Origin of the sequence: Amnibacterium setariae, assembly GCF_003581425.1 — a bacterium.
Lineage (GTDB): Bacteria > Actinomycetota > Actinomycetes > Actinomycetales > Microbacteriaceae > Amnibacterium > Amnibacterium setariae.
The window spans coordinates 98811-115764 of record NZ_QXTG01000003.1; the positions used below are offsets into that span (position 1 = coordinate 98811).

Here is a 16954-nt window from a genome sequence, read left to right on the forward strand (position 1 = left end):
CGGCGGGGCGGCCGAGCGCAGCCGGGCCGAACGGCTCCGGAACGAAGAAGGACCCCCCGCGCACCCGCCAGAGCCCGGTTGCCCTTGCTGCGTCTCCGCCCTGGGGGAGTTGGCCTGGATGGCGCCACGCGGGGAGCCGTCTCGAAGTGTACGCGACGGCGGAGCGGTCCGTCGTGCCGGTAGGATGCTCCGCGGCTCCGTGCTCCGGCACGGCTCAGGAGGATTCGCCTAGTGGCCTATGGCGCACGCTTGGAAAGCGTGTTGGTGTAACAGCCTCGGGGGTTCGAATCCCCCATCCTCCGCAGTAGGCGTTCCGCCCCTGACCAAGACTTCTGTCCAGGTCAGGGGCTTCGTCGTTCCAGCCGTGTGCTGACCCATGTGCTACGCGCCTCCGAGCATCGCGGAGAAGCGGTCTACGGCGGCCTTCTGCACGGTCGGCGTCACGTGCGAGTAGATGTCCATGGTGATCATCACCGAGGCGTGGCCGAGGCGCTCCTGCACGACCTTCGGATGCACGCCGGCCTCGAGCAGCAGCGTCGCGTGCGTGTGCCGCAGCTCCTTCAACGTGATCCTGGCCAGCCCCGGCAGTGCCGCTTGAGCCGCGGCGACGCGTCGGGTCCAGCGCCGGCCGACCTCGTTGGGGGAGCGCACCTCGCCGGTCAGGTTGCCGAAGACGTAGGCGTCGGGGCGAGCGAGCGCCAGGCTGATCGTCCCGCGGAGTGCGCGCCAGCTGCGGAGCATCGCGAGGGTCGCCTCGTCGAGGTCGATGACGCGGCTCCGCCCCGACTTCGTGGTCTTGACGGCGTTGCGGGTCGTGACGTCGGCAGCGCGTCGGATGCTGAGCCGCCCGCCCTCGAAGTCGACGTCCGCCCACCGCAGCGCCAGGGACTCGGAGCGGCGCATCCCCGTGAACGCGAGCGTGCGCCAGAGGGCGTGCAGATCGTCGTTGAAGACCTCGCGGTTCCAGTCGAGGAAGGAGCGCAGCTCGCTCGCGCTCCACGTAGTGATCTCCGGCCGCGCTGCCCGGATCACCTTCCCGGTCGGCGCCTTCACGGTCCTCGTCCGGCGCGCGGGGTTCGTCGGCACAAGGCCGTCGTCGACGGCGGCCTGCAGGATCGCGCCGAGCACGACGTGAACCTTCTGCACCGAGTTCGCCGACAATGGCTCTCCAAGTCCGGTGCTGTCGCGTCGGCCGCTCTCGCGGAGCTCGCGGTAGAGGCGCGCGATTCGCGTCGCGGTGACCTTGTCGACCTGCATCCGGCCGATGTGCGGCGCGATGTGGTTCCGGATGATCTTCCGGTACCCCTGCAGCGTCGACGGCGCCAGCTCGAGCCCAGCAAGCCACTGCTCGGCGAAGGCGGCGATCGTCGGCACCCCCTTTGACGCGAACGCCTCCTGCGCACGGAGCTTCCGCACGGCCTCTCGGAGGGCATCGTCCGCGTCGTCCATCGTGCGGAACCCGCCGCCGCCAACGCGGCGCTGCTCGCCGTCCGGGTCGTCAAGGTCGACGGGGACGTAGAGCTGCCAGCGCCACCGCTCGCCAGCCGCCGTCTTGTACCGGTAGAGGGCGCCGCGACCGCGGCGCCGCGACCTAGCCACGATCCCCGCCCGGGTCGTCGGTCACCGAGGGGCCGGCGTCTGCCGGCGTACCGGGCGTCACCCGAGCACGGAACTTCAGGTGCTCCGCCTCGAGCAGCTCGCGGACGATCGCCCACCGTTCGGCTTCTGGCGTCCCGGGCGCCCGCTCGAGGAACTCGTCCATCGCAGCGCGACCGGCTGCGGCGCTCCCGATCGTGTGCTCGCCTCGCGCCCACCGCCATGCCTCGTCGGCGTTGACTCGCACGGTCGGACCGAGCTCGATCACCTTCGCTGGATGCCCTGTCGGCGGTAGGAGCAGCGCGTTCGGGTTCACCTCGAGCGCCAGCGCCATGACGATCAGGTCGTCGGCGTCGACGCGGCGCTCGAGGTTCTCGATTCGGCTGAGGGCGGCCGGAGAGATCGGTCGGCCGAGCTCACCGAGGAGCTTCGACATCAGACGCAGATCGAGGCCAGCGCTCGTCCTGAGGCGGCGGAGGTTGAACGCCACCGTGACCCCGGTGGGCCCGATCTCGTTCCCGCGCTGCCGCTCGGATGCCATACAAGAAACGTAGCGCCCGATACTTGACACCCACAAGGGGGTGCCCCTACGTTCCTTGCAACGCCTCTAGGGGCGGCTATAAGAAACGGAGCGGGCCGTGAACTTGGACGAACTTCGTCGGTCGAAAGCGGCGACGATCACGCGAGCAGACGCGGCAGAGCTGCTCGACTGTGACCCCAGAACGATCACGGCCGGCATCGCAGCGGGCACGATTCCGGCCATCCACATCGGGCGCCGCGTCGTCATCCCGCGGGAGCCGCTGCTCGCACTGCTCACGGCGCAGCCCGCTCTCATCCCGTCCCAGCGATAGCCGTGGGGCTCGAGGCGGTGCGGGCCGCCTTCAACCAGTCCTACCGCCTCGGCGAGAAGCACGCCGCGCGCGTCCTGCTGCTGCACATGGCCTTCACCGTCACCGACAGGACGCAGGGGGACCGGCCGGCCATGACCTACTTCGCCGGCTGGCAGACCGCCGCCGGCGGTCTCGGCTACGTCCTCGACGAGCTCGACGACGAGGAGCGTGCGAAGGCCGCGCAGGCTGCCGTGAAGCGAGCGCTCCGTGCGCTCGAAGCGGCTGGCCTGATCACCAGGATGCGTCGCTCCTCACCGGGGAAGACCGCCGAGTGGAAGCTCACGCTCGACCCGATCGACACCAACTCACGACAGCGACCGCGGTCGGAAAGAGGGGGACGAAGACCGTCCGGTACACGGGACGAAGACCGTCCGAATTCCGACGAAGACCGTCCGGTACACGGGACGGTCACCGTCCTCAACAGCGGACGTTCTCCGTCCCCTCTATCTGAAGGACCGGAACTACCTGCAATGACCACTACCCACCTGGACGCGCACGCGCGCAAGAGCAGCAGGGTTCTCCTTGGGGGTGGGTCGTGAGCCCTCAGCGGTACCGCTGGCACCGGTGCCGATCTCGACACCTCTCAGGCGCGAGCTTCGCGCAGTGCGCCTTCCCCAATTGGATCCCGATCCGCGGCAACGGGCAGTGGGTCGTCCTCTCGCGCTGTCTCATCTCGTCGATCTCGCTGCACGGGAGCAAGGCTGCTGCCGTCGCCGAGCTGCAGCGCATCGATGCCGAGAAGTGCGACATGGGCTGTTCGCTCCAGCACGAACTCGGCTTCATCGACCTCCTTCAGGCGCAGCCCGACATCAGCCCGCGCCCGTCCGAGGTCGCGTGATCCCCGTCGTCGAGCAGCACCACTGCTCGAAGCGTCACCGGAACTCGACCTACTTCGCGCGCTGCGCGTGGCCCGGCGCTTCGGTCACCGGCCGCGGACAGCTCGCCATCGTCATCACCTGCCCCGACGCCCGCGTCGTCCTCGTCGAACGCCTCCGCTGGGCACACACGCTTCTCGCCGAGTTCAACGTCTTCGGCTGCGGACCCGGGTGCGAAGGCGCACACGAGATCGTCGCCATCGACCTCGATCCCGACCTCCCACCGTTTCCAGCGCAACGCTCGCCGAACCCCGAGGAGCGACCCCGATGACCGAGATCACCATCCGAGTCGCGCCCGACGTCAACCGCCGGCTCCGCGCTCGAGCGCAGCAAGCCGGCACCAACGTGCCCCTACTCGTCGGAGACCTCGTCGCCACGAGCGCGGCGCTGCTGACCGACCCCGAACTCAGCACTCCGCCTCGCGCGCTGCTGCGCAAGGTCGCCGAACTCCACGAGCACGAGGCCACACCGGCGATGATCGCTCAGCAACTCGACCTTCCCGACGCCACCGTCTCGGCCTGCCTCGTCGAGCTCGACCGCCTGGCGCGCATCGCGGACCGGTACACCCGATGAGCGCGCCAGGCTTTGTGCAAGGCGTCGTCCTCCCGCCGGCGATCTGCCTGTTCCTCGAGCGCGAGTTCGACTTCAACCGCCTCCGCGGCAGCATCCGAGGCGACGACCCGGACGTCGACGCCACCCTTCAGGCGATCCATAAAGTCGCGATGGCCTGGCTCGATCGCGTCGACGCGACTCCGCGCGCGACGGACGCGCGACCCGCGGTCCACTGGTTCACGCCAGCCGAGGCAGCAGCTCGGCTGGGAGTCAAGCCCGACACCATCCGTCGGGGTATCCGAGAGCACCGACTCCCAGCCGAGAAGCACCAAGCCCGCTGGCGCATCCCAACAGCCGCTCTCGACGCCTACCGAAGGAGCACCGCGTGACCGACGAGTTCACCCAGTTCGACCATGGCCTCGACAAGCTCCGCGACGAGGCAGCCACCGTCCAGCGCAACTTGGGCGCCGCCAAGCGCGCGATCGAAGCCGACCCCAACCTCAGCGATCAGGGCCGACGCGAGCAGATCGCCACCCTGCGCGACAGCGCCCAGACCCGACTCGACCAGCTCAAGGCAGCCGAGGTGAAGGCGATCAAGGACAAGACCACCTCGCTCGAGCGCAGCGTCTTCGGCTACACGAGCACGACCGACCCGTCCGAGATCATCAGCCGACGCGACGCCGACGACCGCGCGGACCGCCTCCAGGACTCCAAGGAGGCAGAGGCGCTCCTCGAGCGAGCCGAACGAGCCGGCGACAAGCACCTTGCGCAAGCCATCATTCGCGTCGCCGCGGTCCGCGGGTACCAGGGCGTGGTGCGGGCCTACGAAAGCGAGCACCCGGCCACCGGCTCCAAGCTGGCCCTGCTCGCCCAGATCCAGCAGGGCACGACCACAGCGAACTACCTCCTGCGGCGAACCGCCGCCTACTCGGCCCGTCTCCTCTGAGCGGCACAAAACGCAGATGGTGACGCTCGACGAGCACCTTGAGCCGTGCTGCCCAGTCCGCTGCCGACACGTCGCCCTCGTCAGCACACCAGGGGAGGAGCCCCTCCCCGCCCCCTCACGGCCCGCCACCAGGCATAGGGCTCTTACTCATACGGCAATTTCACCCAGGGGCGGTGCCTGAGGTGTCGGTGCGTGCTGTGGAGCCAGTTGGGGGAGGGACGCCGCGGCGGCGGGCTGTGAAGCCGAAGCCGATCGCGTCGGCTGCGCGCTCGGGCAATCGGCGGGAGTTGCTCGTCGCGCTGCGAGACCACATCGCCGCGCAGCTCGACGAGGGCGTCGGAGCGCGCGAGCTCGCACCGCTGTCGCGCCGGCTCGTCGACGTTGCAGCGGAGATCGAGGCGATCGACGCGGCCACGAAGTCCCCAGTTGCCGATGCGGCTCAGACGCCGGACGAGGAGTGGACGCCGTGACGTGTGCGCTCCTCCCTGCGAGCGAGAGAAGGAGATGACGATGTCGACGTTCATCGATCCGGAGACGGGCGGCCGGGTCACGGTCGCGGATAGCAAGGACGCGCGCTACGCGCGATGGCGGCGCGTGCCGGGCAGCGAGGGCGTGGCGGACGTCGGGCTGGTCGACGGGCAGCCCGCTCTGGATCGGCTCGAGGCCGAGGAGCGTGCGCGCGCGGCTGGGAGCGCCGGCTGATGTCGGTCGAGCTCGCCCGCGCCTACGTCCAGATCGTCCCGTCGATGAAGGGGGTGCAGGGCGAGATCTCGAAGAGTCTCGGTGCAGGCAGCCCGCTCGACAAGGAGGCTCTGTCCGCGGGGAAGCGGACGGGCGGCTTGCTGTCGAAGGGTGTCGGTGGCGTGCTGGGCGCGGTGACGCCGTACGTCGGGATCGCGGCGGCCGGCCTCGGTATCGCGAAGCTGACCGGCTACGTCACGGACAGCATCAGCGCGGTCGCGAATTGGCAGGCGCTGAACGCGCAGTCCGCCTCCGCGGTGAAGGCGACCGGCGGCGCCGCGAACGTCACCGCGCAGCAGGTGAACGCGCTCGCGCAGTCGCTCGAGGGGCAGACGTCCACCCAGGCGGAGTCGATCCAGCAGGGCGCGAACCTGCTGCTGACCTTCCGCGGGATCAGGAACGAGGCCGGCAAGGGCAACGACGTCTTCAACCAGACGACCGCGGCCGCGGTCGACATGGCGCGCGCGCTCGGCACCGACGTGCCCTCCGCGGCGATGCTGCTCGGCAAGGCGCTGAACGACCCGGCCGCCGGGATGACCCGCCTGACCCGCTCCGGCGTCACCTTCACGAAGGAGCAGCAGGCGCAGGTCAAGGCGCTGCAGGCCTCCGGCGACAAGATCGGCGCGCAGAAGGTGATCCTCGCCGAGCTGAACAAGGAGTTCGGCGGCTCCGGCGCCGCCTACCGGGCGACCTTCTCCGGGCAGCTCTACCAGCTGCAGGACGCCGTCGGCGACTTCGGCGAGGAGATCGCCACCGCCGCCATGCCGGCCCTCACCGCGCTCGTCGGGACGGCATCGAAGGTCGTCGCCTGGGCCGGCTCCCTCGGCCTCGGCGCGAAGGCCGCAGCGGGAATCGGGTCGGTGCTGCAGACGATCGGCCCGCCAGCCCAAGCCGCTTTCGGGAGCATCGCTGCGGGCATCCAGCCCCTGCTGCCCCTCATCGGCGGCCTCGCTGCCGGCATCACCGCCTTCCTCGTCACCTCGAACTTCCCGGCGATCATCGCCCGGCTTGCGACCAGCTTCGGTCCCCTTGCGAGCCTGCTGCCTCAGATCGCGGGCGCGTTCCGGTTCCTGACCGGCCCGGTCGGGATCCTCATCACGCTGCTCACCGCCGCGTACGCGTCGAACGAGACCTTCCGTACGGCGATCAACGGACTCCTCGGGACGCTGCTCGGCCTCGCGTCGAACCTGCTCGGCCAGCTGATGCCGGCCATCACGATGCTGGTCACCACGCTGGCCGGCGCGCTCGGGCCGGTGCTCTCGTCCGTCGTGCCGGTCGTCACGCAGCTCGCGACGATGCTCGCGAGCACCCTGACACAGGCGCTGCAGGTCCTCACGCCGATCATCGGCCTCGTCGCCAGCGTCCTGACGACCGTTGTCAGCGCCGCGGCGCCCCTGATCGGCGTGGTCGTGCAGCTCGCGGGTCGGCTCCTCGCGGCGCTGCTGCCCGCCTTCATACAGCTCGTGCAGCAGGTCCTGCCGCCGGTCATCGGGATCCTGCGAGCCCTGATCCCCGCGATCACGCCGGTGATCCAGATCCTCGGCACGGTGCTCGCCGGCGCCATCCGGGCGCTGCTGCCGATCATCACCGCCGTGTTCGGCGCGATCGTGCCGATCATCCGTGCCGCGCTGCAGATCGTCACCGGCGTCATCAACGTCGTCGTCGGGCTGCTGACCGGGAACTTCGCGCAGGCGTGGCGGGGCCTGAAGGGCATCGTCGCCGGCGCGATCAACCTCGTCGTCGGCGTCCTCCGCGGCGCGATCGGCATCGTCGGCGCCGCGCTCACCGGCATCGTCAACGCCGGCGTCGCGATCCTGAAGAGCTCGATCAACACCGTCCTGACCATCGGTGGGCAGATCGTCTCCGGCCTCGCGAACGGGATCCGCAACAACGCGAAGGCCGTCCTCGGCGCGATCGGCGGCGTCGTCAACGGCGCGATCGATTGGGCGAAGCACCTCCTCGGCATCCGGTCCCCCTCGCGCGTGTTCGCGTCGATCGGTCGCTACGTCGGGCAGGGCCTCGTGAAGGGCCTCGCCGGGTCCCAGTCGCAGGTGAAGGACGCAGCGACGAGCTTGGTGAACCAGGTGACCGACGCGTTCACGAAGCTCGGCGACCAGCGCGAGGCCTCGCAGAAGAAGCTGATCAAGCTCAACAAGCAGCTCGCCGCCACGAACACCTCGACGAAGTCCGGGAAGGCGTCCGCAGCGAAGCTGCGGGACCAGATCGCTGAGCAGCGGAAGCTCGTCATCGACCTCGGGCGCGCGTCAGACGTCAGCCCGAAGCAGCGCAAGAACCTCATCGCGACGCTGAAGGCCGACACCGCCCAGCTCACCTCGCTCGCGGGCCGGCGCGACAAGCTCGCGGGCGACCTGAAGGCCGCGCAGGACAAGCTCGCCGACGCGGTCAAGGTCCGCGACGACTTCGCCGCGCAGGTGAAGGCCACCACCATCGGGCTCGGCAACATCACGGACGCCTACGCAGACGTCGTCGACGCGCGGAAGACCGCGTCGGACTCGATCGCCGAGCTGCAGACGAACCTCGGCGACCTCGCGTCCAGCCAGGCCGACGCGTCGAAGGAAGCCGACACGACGCGGGCGAAGCTCGCCGTCGTCGACCAGCAGATCGCGTCGCTGTCCGCCTACGGCACCGACTACGCCTCGAAGCTCGCGGACCTGCAGGGCAACCGGATCGACCTCGCCTCGACGCTCGCGGAGCAGATGGGCAAGGTCGCCGACTACAGCGACCAGATCGCGAACACCCAGTCGAAGCTGAACGATGCGCAGGTCGCCGCCACGCAGTCCGCCGGCCCCGCGATCATCAAGAACCTGCAGGACGCGATCAGCCAGACGCAGACGTTCCAGACCCTGCTCGGGCAGCTGAAGTCGTTCGGCGTCGACGACACGACCTACAGCCAGATCGTCGAGAAGGGTGTCGCCGGCGGCGGGATCGGCGCCGCGCAGGAGCTCGTGCAGGGCGGGCCCGCGCTCGTGCAGCAGGTCGCCGGACTGCAGAGCCAGCTTGCGACCGTCGGGCAGTCCCTCGGCACGCAGACCTCCACCGTGCTCTACCAGGCCGGGGTCGACGCCGCGCAGGGCACGGTGGACGGGATCAAGGCGAAGATCGTCGACAACCAGGCCGCGATCGCGCTGCTCGAGACCGCCATGGCGCAGTCCGTGAAGGTCCTCGGGATCAACACGTCCGCGCTCACGAAGGGCGCCGGCGCGCAGGTCGCCGCCGGCTTCGCTGACGGGATCAAGGGCAAGGCGTCCGACCTCGACAAGGTCATCGGCGAGCTCGGGAAGAACGCGGTCAACAGGCTGAAGAAGGTCCTCGGCATCCACTCGCCGTCGCGCGTGTTCGCCGAGCTCGGCGACCAGACCGGGCAGGGCTTCGTCAACGGCCTCGTTGGACAGCAGGGGAACGTCGAATCCGCGATCGAGAACCTCGTGCCGCGCCCGATCGTGGGCGCCGCGGCGTCGTCCGTCGCGATGGCGCCAGGGGTAGCGCCAGCCCCGGTGACGCAGATCTTCAACGGGCCGATGGGCTACACGCGGGACGAGGTCGCGGACGGCATCGCGACCAAGGCGCGACGCGCGATCGCCGGCGTCAACATCCCGAAGGTGAGGGTCTCCTGACCGAGTACATCGAGGACAGCGGCCGATTCGACCTCCCGGCCGAAGAGCTGCGCGCCATCACGATCGCACTGCTCACCGCGGCGAGAGAGTCTCCGGAGCTCGTCGCGACCTACGTGGCCGACTCCTTCCCGAGCGTTCAGGTCGAGGACGCGCCCAGCATCTTCCGCGCGCTAGGACACGTCCTGGGGCAGCTGCTCGAGGTCGTCAACGTCCTGCGGGACGTGCCCGAGTGGGGCCCGTACCTCGACGGGTTCATCGCCAGCCTCGCGCGACAGAACTCCTGATGCGCGACGTGATGGGGACTGCATCCGAACGCGATAGAACGCGCAATAGATCGCCGCACTGTTGGCGAATAGATCACGGCGTGGATACGATCGCAGTGGACCGGACGGGGTTCGAACCCGCTAGGGCATCTTCCAAAGGGACGCCTGGCTCCACAGCCCCGGCCCGGGTAGAGGCGGACGGACCGCCCGACCAGTTGCACCTGATCGAACGGTCCGCCACCTCTATGGCGGCGGCATGTGCCGTACCTCCTCTCGCAAGATCACTCAGTCGAAGGCCGGCACCCGCATGGGGGTCGGCCTTCGGTCATCACGGTAGATGTCGCGGCGGTGAACTTCAACCCGAGATCACCACATCGGTGAAATTCACCTTCCGTCACCGGTGAACTTCACCTACCCTGGTGCCATGACCGCGATCGAAGAGGTACTGCGCCAGCTCCGTGAAGAGCGCGTCGAGCGCGCTCGAGCGCTGGCTGAGACGGATCAGCTGATCGAGGGTCTCGAGCACCGAGTCGACCGGTTCCGCCTGCGGGAGACCCTCAAGGCTCCGGACGACCACGGGCAGGCCGTCGCCGATGCTGATGACGCTGGCCAGGAAGCCGACGCTGAGCCTTCCGGCAACAGGGCCCTCGTTCTGTCCGTCTTCGAGGGCAGTCCCGGGCAGGGGCTCAAGACGGGCGACGTCTACCACGCGCTACTTCGCCGCGGTTGGACGACGAAGTCGGCTGACCCCCGCGGTTTCGTCTCGAATCTGCTCTCCCGCATGGCTTCGGAGGACTTCCTCGAGCGCACTGGGCATGGTGAGTACCGGCTGCCCGGTGCCGAGAGTCGGGTCGAGAACGGCAGCGAGCGGCTGGTCGAGCGCGATCGCCTGCAGTTCCAGCCGCAGGTCCAGGCGCCGGTCCAGCCTCAGCTCCGTGCCTCGTGGCAGACCCCTCGCGTGTCTGCTTAGCCGCGGCGAAGGTGGTGGGCAGGGACCAGGGGTGTAGCGCGTTCCTGCATCGTCCGGTCCGGCAGCGACTTCAAGGCGCGTGGCCGGCCATCTCGAGCCCCTTAGTCGGCGTCGAGCCCTCGACGTAGGTCGGCGATCACGACCTGCTCCGATGGACCGCGAAGCGCCGCGAGCTGCACGGCGTGAAGTAGCAGCTGCACCGCGGGGCCCACCAAGTTCGACGCGTCGGTCTGGATGGAGCGGGCGGCGTTGTCGACGTGGACCTCAACTGCGCCGATCTCGCCCAACCGCTCGAGCGCGAGGTTCAGTGCTCGACCGTTGACCTCGAGCTCTGCGCTTGGGTCCCATGCGGCGACGGCATCCAGAAGAACATGGCCGGCAAGACGGCCGGCTTCGGGTATCGCCATGGACGGACGGTACCCGGGGCCGCCGACGTCACTCGGCGACCCACTCCACGCGCCCGAGCCCGCGATAGTCGCGCACGCGCGCTGGCCACAACTCGGGGCGTGTGGACACGTCGACGCCGTCGTCCTTCACGGTGAGGATCGGCGGCCGCTGCCCCTGTGCGATCCACCGCTGCGCCTCGCGGATCATCGACCGCCGCGTGGACTCGTGCACGTGTGCGAGGTCGATGCGGACTCCGCCCCACTCGACCGCCGTCTGCTCGTCGCTCACGTCGCGGACCGTACCGACAGCCTCGGACGCGTTCCTACGCCTACTGCGCAGGGGGCGCCTGCAGGGCCTCGAGTGCCGTGTGCAGGGTCAAGAAGTAGGACCGGGTCCCCATGAACAGCAGCGCGGCGCCAGCCTCAGTGAAAGCGTCCTCGTGCTCCTCGCGGACCGCGCCGAGCGGGTGCAGCCCGTAGTTTCGGAGTTCGCGGAGATGCCCAGCGCGGGCGTGCAGCTCTGTCAGCACGGTCGAGCCAAGCACGGCTCCGTCTCGAAGAGCCTTCACTGTCCCCGCGATGACCTCGCCAGCGTCCCTGCCCGATCGGATCGAGCGACGCAGGGCGGCGTTGCCCTCAACCTTCGACCCGAGTGTGAACCACGCTGCCTCGCTCGCTGCGGCCAGCAGGTCGACGGCCGCGAGGTACAGACCGCGCTGGAAGCAGCGGACGGCTTCGCGGAGCACCGTGACGCCGCGAGGTCCAAGGAGGTCCTCGACGCCGTCGACGAGTTCCAGGCGCGCGATCTCCTGCACCGGGTGGTTGGCGGGTCGTGTGAGCCGCCAGGGCGAGTTCCACCCGTCTCCGCCGAACGCCGGAACGGTTGTCACGAAGGTGACCCCTCCGGTCATGCCTCGAGCCACATCGTGCACACCGATGCTGTCGGTGCCGGGGCCGTAGTAGCTCCCCGACGCCTGCATGATCAATCCGTCCGCGGCAAGAACTCCGAGCGCCTCCAGAACAGCCCGGCCGATCCTGGCGCGCACAAGGACGGGATCGTCGCGATCGACCTGCGGCGTGCCGTCCGCGGCGCGCTGCACCTGGAGAGGCGGATCTCTGTCGGTGCCGAGGGTCAGTTCGCGGCGCTCGAGCAGGTGCCGGATGAAGAACTCTTGCGTCGCCGTCGCTTGCGAGCTCAGCACTGCGAGGATCGCCGCGCGGGCTTCGACTAGATCTGCGGCAGCTGGAATCACCGCCTCCTCGATGAGCGGCAGGAGGTCCGGGTTCATTCAGCACCGGTTTCGATCGCTGTGACGCCGCAGCTGCAGACCCAGTAGAGGTCGGGCGGGTCGCCGGCGGGTTCGAGCCGATGGAGGCAGCGAGGGCAGTTCGGGAGCGCGGTGTCGAGCGGGTCGTCTGTCATGCGCGGCCGTTGAGCGCCTTGCTGATGGTGGTCGGGCTCATGCCGGTGATTTCGCGGATCTTCACCCACGTGGCGCCCGCCTTGCTTGCCTCGCGAACGACAGCGTCGCGGCGGGCAACAGCGGCAGCACGGTCTCGATCGAGTGAGGCGATCACGTCGGACGCCTCGGCCAGGTCCTTGAGCAGAGCGTCGAGGTTGGCCACTACCCCACGATAGGGGCGGCAGGCACCCTAGTACAGGGGGCGTAGCGGTTGCACTACACCGCTGTAGCGTGTCGCTATGACGACAGCACAGGCGGACGCAGCGCTCGACGAGGCGCAGCTCCTCATCATCGCTTCCCTGCAGGAGCTCATCGAGCGCCTGGACGCCGGCCTCCTCGACGAGGACGCACGCGCCGAGCTCGCAACCGACCTCTTCACCGGCGCGGCCGCCGTCGCCCGCCTCGCCCAGGCAGTCGCCGCATGAGCACCGCGACGACGTCCCTGCAGTTCCTGCTCGCCCGCGCCGCAGTTCGGTCCGACGCGCTCATGCACATCGTCTCCCGACGCGACACCGGCCTCCTCAACCCGATCTGCGCCGCGCACCCCATCCGGTCGCAGAAGATCGATGAGTGGACCTCGGTCCCCACCGACCTCTCCGCGCTCTGCAGCGACTGCGCGGCAATCGCGGCCGGCATCAAGGGTGTCCCGTCCATCGAGGTCGGTATCGCCGTGTTCCTCGGCGGCGACACCGACGGGCTCCCCGTCTCGCTGCTCACCGAGGTCCCGATCACCTCGATCGACCTTGCACCGACCCACGCGCGCACGTCCCCGGGTGATGTCGACGACCTCATCGCGTCCGTGGAGCAGCGCGGCGTCGTCACGCCCGTCCTGGTCCGCCGTGTCGGAGCTCGGCTCGAGGTCATCGACGGCGCACGGCGCCTCTGCGCCGCGCACAAGGCCGGCCGCACGACCGTGCCCGCAATCGTCCGCGAGTCCACCGACGGCGACGCGCTCCTCGACAGTCTTGTCGCGAACCTGCACCGCGACGACCTCAACCCCATCGACCTCGCCAACGCCTACGAGTACGCGATGCAGGCCCTCGGGCTGACGTCGAAGGCCGAGCTCGGTCGCCTGCTCGGGATCTCGCGCGAGCAGATCTCGAACACCATCCGACTCCTCGCGCTGCCGGAGCACCTCCGGGAGCGCGTCGCCGCCGGCGTCATCACCGCTCAGCAGGCACGCGACCTCCTTCGTTGCCCGGCGGGGGAGGAGCAGGACGCCCTCGCTGATCGCTTCGCCGCCGATCGGGCGACCAGGGGCCCGGGCGGTCGGCGAGAGCAACGACCGGTCGATGACCAGCTCGCCGGCATCGCACAGCTGCTGACCGGCCTCCTCGACGCCAAGGTCCGGATCCGAGCCAAGGGAAACTCCACCGAGATCACGATCGTCGTCGGCCAGGATGAACGCGCTCGCGTGCTCGAGCAGCTCGGCGTCGCCGCGTAGCGGACAGGGTGAAGCGTATGAGCGACGAGAAGCAGAACGACGGCCGGCTGCTGTCGAAGGCCGAAGCGGTCGAGTACCTCGGCGGCGCCCCGATCACGATCAAGACGATCGAGGCGCTCGTCCGCCGGCGCGAGATCGGCTTCCTCAAGATCGGGCGGGCCCTCGTCTTCCCGAAGAGCGCGCTCGACGCCTACATCGCCGAGCACACCGTCCAGCCCTCCCCGAACCCGTGGGGACTGACGGACGCCGCCCTCCGGAGGATCCGCGAGGACCGCTCCGGAGGGCGAGGCCGGACCTTCTAGACCAGGCGCTGTGCTCGCACGTTGAGCTCCTGGGCAAGGCAGGTGATCGCGTGCAGCGCGTGCGCCCACCACATGCCCCGATCGGTCGAAAGCGCGGTCCTGCTGTCGAACTCGAACTCGACGCCGAACGGTCCGTCGTTGTGCAGACCCCGTCGAGCGAGGCGGATCGAGCCCTCCTCCGGCGGCACGGTCAGGGTGTAGATCTCGAGCGGACCGTCGTCGTGCTGCGTGATGCAGCGCTCCACGGTGAACGTGTGCTCGCCCGAGCTGATGAGCGCGACGCTCGACATCCGCTGATGACGAGTGCTCGGCTTCGTTACGGTGCTCATGGTTGTAGCCCTCCTGCGGCTGCTGACCTGACCCTCGCCGAGCGGCTACTCGGCGGGGGTCGTCGTTCTCACGGCGTGCGGATACCCGCCGTGCTCGCGCGTGAGCGCGCAAGTCCTCGTGTGCTGATCGGTGTGCTACCGACGCGGCATCTCGGAGTATCTCGATGCAGACGCGGTCCGATCGGAGCCCCGGGTTCCGCGTCATTCCGTGCCTCGAGGTACCGGGAAGCGCTGCCATGCGTGTTGGCACCGGGGAGTTCGAATCCCCCATCCTCCGCCAGCTGTCAGAGGCCCTCGATCCGCGAGAAGACGCGGATCGGGGGCCTCCGTCCTTCTCCGGCCCCCGCGAGAAGGCCCTCGGATCCGGCGCCGCTCACCGCCGCGGGTCCGACGCGCCCGTGCCGGGTCGGACGCGTCTCGAGCGGGCTTCATCGCTGACGGTGCAGCCCGTCGTCGACGGCGGTGCCGATGTGCTGTCGGACCCACGTGTAGGCGGTGCCGAGATAGGTGTTGCTGGCGTGGTTGTCGTCGACGTACACGCCCACGTTGCCGATCACGCCGGGGCACCAGGTGGTCCCGCAGAACGCGTCGGTCGGGTCGACGAACGCCACTCCGGGGGCACGAGCGGCGGCCAGCCGCAGCGGATCGACGACCTGCGTCGCGCGGGCTCGGCTCAGTCCGCACCGGGCGGGGTCGCGTTGCACGATGCAGTCCCGGTCGATCGGGTCGCTCATGGGGGTGGGCGTGTCGCCGAGTGCGACGACCTGGATGCCGGCGGCCTGCAGGGAGTGCCAGATGTCGGCGTACGCCTCCGCGGCTCGCCGCGCGTCGGTGCCCGGATAGGACCTGCGGTACGCGGACGTGACGACCAGCGACACGTGCTCGCGACGGAGGACGGGTAGCGCCCACCGCACGGCCGTGGTGCACCGCGACAGGTGGTCCTGCTCGAGCGGGCGCGGCAGCAGGTTGAACGGGCAGGAGTTGTGCAGGACGGTGATCACGCGCCAGTGCCGTTCCTCGCCGAGACGGGAGATCGTGGCCGCCCACTGGCGGACGTGCGAGTCGCCGACGACGGCGATCGTGGTGCGGCTGCGGATGTCGCCGGCGACGCAGACCGGCGACGTGGTGGACAACGGCTCGATGGTGCAGCTGCCGTAGGCCAGGTCGTCCTTCAATGCGTTCGGCGCGGGGACGACGACGTGCTCGGGTCGAGCCCACGTGCGCGTGGCGTCCGGCGTGAGCTGCGGCCAGCCGATCGCGGCACCCTGCGGCCGCAGCACCGCCGCCCGGGAGTCCTGCTCCGCGTCGTCGGCGGCCGCGCTCGTGAGGACTGGCACGGCGGCGATGCCCGCCACGACCAGGGAGCAGGCGACGCCGAGCGCCACGATCCGTCCGGGGCGTCGGATCGGGACCCGGCGCAGCGGCTGCTCGATGAGCAGGTACGAGCCCGTCGCGAGCAGGAGTGACAGCGCGACGACCGCAGCGGCGGACATGGGGCCGAGCGGCTGCGGGAGGAGCAGCCGGGTGAACACGATCACCGGCCAGTGCCAGAGGTAGAGCGAGTACGAGACCGCGCCGACGAACCGGACCGGTGGCAGCGCCCACACCCGGCGCAGCCCGCGCACGTCGCCTCCCGCGATGACGGCGGCCGCACCGGCCACCGGCAGCATCGCCGCGACGCCCGGCATGGGCGTCCGGGCGGTGAAGACGATCACGGCGACCGCGACCGCGACGACTCCCGCGATCTGCAGCACGGCGGCCACGCGCGGAGGCGGCTGCCGGTCCGCCAGCAGCACGGCGAGGACACCGCCGGCGGCGAGCTCCCACATCCTCGTCGGCGTCACGAAGTAGGCCGCGGGCGACCCGCTGGCCGTGAGCACGATGCCGAACGCGAGGGAGGCGCCCAGCACGAGCAGGAACGGCACGAGCACGGTGCGCCGGACCGGGCGCAGACGCCGACGCGCGAGCGCCGATGCGACGAGGACCGCGAGCGGCCACAGCAGGTAGAACTGCTCCTCCACGCCGAGGGACCAGAAGTGCTCGAACGGCGAGGCGTCCGGGGACTGCGCGAGGTAGTCCGTCGAGCTGGCGGCGAACCGCCAGTTCGCGGCACTCAGGGCTGCCCAGATCCCGGGGACGCCGACCTCCGCCGCCGCCGTCCTCGGCAGCACCGCCGCCGAGAACGCGACGACCGCGACGGTCGTCGCGAGCGCCGCCGGCAGGATCCTCCGCACCCGTCCGGCCCAGAACCGACCGAGCCGGATCCCGCCGGTCGTCTCCGCCTCCCGCACCAGATGACGCGAGATCAGGAACCCGGAGATCACGAAGAGGATGTCGACCCCGACGTAGCCCCCGGGGAGCGCCGCGGGTCGCAGGTGGTAGGCCACCACGACCCCGACCGCGATCGCTCGCAGCGCCTGGATCTCCAGCCGAGACCCTCGTCGGGCGGTCGCCTTCTCGGCGTCCCGGTCCGCCGAGGCCCGCTGGAGCGCGAGGGCGGGCACGGGCCGAGCGTCTCATCCGTCCGAGCGCCACGACCGGGCCCGGCGCGAACGATCGCCG

23 protein-coding genes, 2 tRNA genes and 1 other RNA gene are annotated in these 16954 nt (G+C 69.9%); 16 read left to right on the forward strand and 10 right to left on the reverse strand.

What is annotated here, in order from left to right; all coding sequences use genetic code 11:
• Positions 1-44 precede the first annotated feature (44 nt).
• Positions 45-141: signal recognition particle sRNA small type (ffs, locus tag D1781_RS16140), an RNA gene on the reverse strand.
• Between the two features lie 76 nt (positions 142-217).
• On the opposite strand from ffs, the gene D1781_RS16145 reads away from it, so the two are divergent.
• Positions 218-302, forward strand: a tRNA-Ser gene (locus D1781_RS16145).
• A 79-nt stretch (positions 303-381) separates the two neighbouring features.
• Here the strand turns inward: D1781_RS16145 and D1781_RS16150 are convergent.
• The gene (locus D1781_RS16150) at positions 382-1599 is read right to left on the reverse strand and encodes a tyrosine-type recombinase/integrase (protein WP_119483542.1); all 1218 of its coding nucleotides are present in this window, start codon (positions 1597-1599) and stop codon (positions 382-384) included.
• Positions 1592-2137, reverse strand: a complete 546-nt coding sequence (locus tag D1781_RS16155; RefSeq protein ID WP_119483543.1) for a helix-turn-helix domain-containing protein — start codon at positions 2135-2137, stop codon at positions 1592-1594. The genes D1781_RS16150 and D1781_RS16155 overlap by 8 nt, the downstream gene beginning before the upstream one ends.
• Before the next feature lie 97 nt (positions 2138-2234).
• Here D1781_RS16155 and D1781_RS16160 point away from each other — a divergent pair, with 97 nt between their 5' ends.
• The 11 genes from D1781_RS16160 (at position 2235) to D1781_RS17660 (ending at position 9519) form a co-directional block, all read left to right on the forward strand.
• On the forward strand, positions 2235-2447 hold the full coding sequence (locus D1781_RS16160) for a helix-turn-helix domain-containing protein (RefSeq protein WP_119483544.1): 213 nt from the start codon (positions 2235-2237) through the stop codon (positions 2445-2447).
• Between the two features lie 2 nt (positions 2448-2449).
• Positions 2450-3025 (forward strand): hypothetical protein, encoded by a 576-nt coding sequence (locus D1781_RS16165; protein WP_119483545.1) that lies wholly within the window; start codon positions 2450-2452, stop codon positions 3023-3025.
• Entirely contained in the window at positions 3022-3324 is a 303-nt protein-coding gene (locus tag D1781_RS16170; protein WP_119483546.1) for a hypothetical protein, read from the forward strand. Before D1781_RS16165 ends, D1781_RS16170 begins: the two co-directional genes overlap by 4 nt.
• Positions 3321-3632: a hypothetical protein gene (locus D1781_RS16175; protein WP_119483547.1), complete on the forward strand. Its 312-nt coding sequence runs from the start codon at positions 3321-3323 to the stop codon at positions 3630-3632. Before D1781_RS16170 ends, D1781_RS16175 begins: the two co-directional genes overlap by 4 nt.
• Positions 3629-3934, forward strand: a complete 306-nt coding sequence (locus tag D1781_RS16180) for a hypothetical protein (protein ID WP_119483548.1) — start codon at positions 3629-3631, stop codon at positions 3932-3934. Before D1781_RS16175 ends, D1781_RS16180 begins: the two co-directional genes overlap by 4 nt.
• Positions 3931-4302, forward strand: coding sequence for a helix-turn-helix domain-containing protein (locus D1781_RS16185; protein WP_119483549.1), 372 nt, complete (start codon positions 3931-3933; stop codon positions 4300-4302). Before D1781_RS16180 ends, D1781_RS16185 begins: the two co-directional genes overlap by 4 nt.
• Positions 4299-4859, forward strand: a complete 561-nt coding sequence (locus D1781_RS16190) for a hypothetical protein (protein WP_119483550.1) — start codon at positions 4299-4301, stop codon at positions 4857-4859. The genes D1781_RS16185 and D1781_RS16190 overlap by 4 nt, the downstream gene beginning before the upstream one ends.
• 236 nt (positions 4860-5095) lie before the next feature.
• On the forward strand, positions 5096-5329 hold the full coding sequence (locus D1781_RS16195) for a hypothetical protein (protein WP_119483551.1): 234 nt from the start codon (positions 5096-5098) through the stop codon (positions 5327-5329).
• A 40-nt stretch (positions 5330-5369) separates the two neighbouring features.
• Entirely contained in the window at positions 5370-5561 is a 192-nt protein-coding gene (locus D1781_RS17655; RefSeq protein ID WP_158590141.1) for a hypothetical protein, read from the forward strand.
• A complete protein-coding gene (locus D1781_RS16200; protein ID WP_158590142.1) occupies positions 5561-9235 on the forward strand; it encodes a phage tail length tape measure family protein in 3675 nt (1224 codons plus the stop codon). Before D1781_RS17655 ends, D1781_RS16200 begins: the two co-directional genes overlap by 1 nt.
• 113 nt (positions 9236-9348) lie before the next feature.
• A complete protein-coding gene (locus tag D1781_RS17660; protein WP_158590143.1) occupies positions 9349-9519 on the forward strand; it encodes a hypothetical protein in 171 nt (56 codons plus the stop codon).
• A gap of 96 nt (positions 9520-9615) precedes the next feature.
• On the opposite strand, the gene D1781_RS17665 is transcribed toward D1781_RS17660, so the two are convergent.
• Positions 9616-9684, reverse strand: a tRNA-OTHER gene (locus D1781_RS17665).
• 238 nt (positions 9685-9922) lie between these two features.
• Here D1781_RS17665 and D1781_RS16205 point away from each other — a divergent pair.
• Positions 9923-10468 (forward strand): hypothetical protein, encoded by a 546-nt coding sequence (locus D1781_RS16205; RefSeq protein WP_147392127.1) that lies wholly within the window; start codon positions 9923-9925, stop codon positions 10466-10468.
• Positions 10469-10569: 101 nt separating this feature from the next.
• On the opposite strand, the gene D1781_RS16210 is transcribed toward D1781_RS16205, so the two are convergent.
• From D1781_RS16210 to D1781_RS16225, 4 genes are all read right to left on the reverse strand, one after another.
• The gene (locus tag D1781_RS16210) at positions 10570-10875 is read right to left on the reverse strand and encodes a hypothetical protein (protein ID WP_119483554.1); all 306 of its coding nucleotides are present in this window, start codon (positions 10873-10875) and stop codon (positions 10570-10572) included.
• A gap of 28 nt (positions 10876-10903) precedes the next feature.
• Positions 10904-11143 carry a hypothetical protein gene (locus tag D1781_RS16215; protein ID WP_119483555.1) on the reverse strand — a complete coding sequence of 80 codons (240 nt, stop codon included), beginning with the start codon at positions 11141-11143 and terminating at the stop codon, positions 10904-10906.
• A 40-nt stretch (positions 11144-11183) separates the two neighbouring features.
• Positions 11184-12143, reverse strand: coding sequence for a hypothetical protein (locus tag D1781_RS16220; RefSeq protein ID WP_119483556.1), 960 nt, complete (start codon positions 12141-12143; stop codon positions 11184-11186).
• 130 nt (positions 12144-12273) lie between these two features.
• Positions 12274-12480 (reverse strand): hypothetical protein, encoded by a 207-nt coding sequence (locus D1781_RS16225; RefSeq protein WP_119483557.1) that lies wholly within the window; start codon positions 12478-12480, stop codon positions 12274-12276.
• 76 nt (positions 12481-12556) lie between these two features.
• Here D1781_RS16225 and D1781_RS16230 point away from each other — a divergent pair, with 76 nt between their 5' ends.
• Genes D1781_RS16230 through D1781_RS16240 form a run of 3 tightly spaced genes read left to right on the forward strand, consistent with a single transcriptional unit; the run spans position 12557 to position 14063 of the window.
• A complete protein-coding gene (locus D1781_RS16230) occupies positions 12557-12742 on the forward strand; it encodes a hypothetical protein (RefSeq protein WP_119483558.1) in 186 nt (61 codons plus the stop codon).
• Positions 12739-13761, forward strand: coding sequence for a ParB/RepB/Spo0J family partition protein (locus tag D1781_RS16235; RefSeq protein WP_119483559.1), 1023 nt, complete (start codon positions 12739-12741; stop codon positions 13759-13761). Before D1781_RS16230 ends, D1781_RS16235 begins: the two co-directional genes overlap by 4 nt.
• 17 nt (positions 13762-13778) lie before the next feature.
• On the forward strand, positions 13779-14063 hold the full coding sequence (locus D1781_RS16240; RefSeq protein WP_119483560.1) for a helix-turn-helix domain-containing protein: 285 nt from the start codon (positions 13779-13781) through the stop codon (positions 14061-14063).
• Here the strand turns inward: D1781_RS16240 and D1781_RS16245 are convergent.
• Positions 14060-14392: a hypothetical protein gene (locus D1781_RS16245; RefSeq protein WP_147392128.1), complete on the reverse strand. Its 333-nt coding sequence runs from the start codon at positions 14390-14392 to the stop codon at positions 14060-14062. The two genes, D1781_RS16240 and D1781_RS16245, sit on opposite strands and share 4 nt — an antisense overlap.
• A gap of 428 nt (positions 14393-14820) precedes the next feature.
• Positions 14821-16896, reverse strand: coding sequence for an acyltransferase family protein (locus D1781_RS16250; RefSeq protein ID WP_119483562.1), 2076 nt, complete (start codon positions 16894-16896; stop codon positions 14821-14823).
• Positions 16897-16954: the final 58 nt, after the last annotated feature.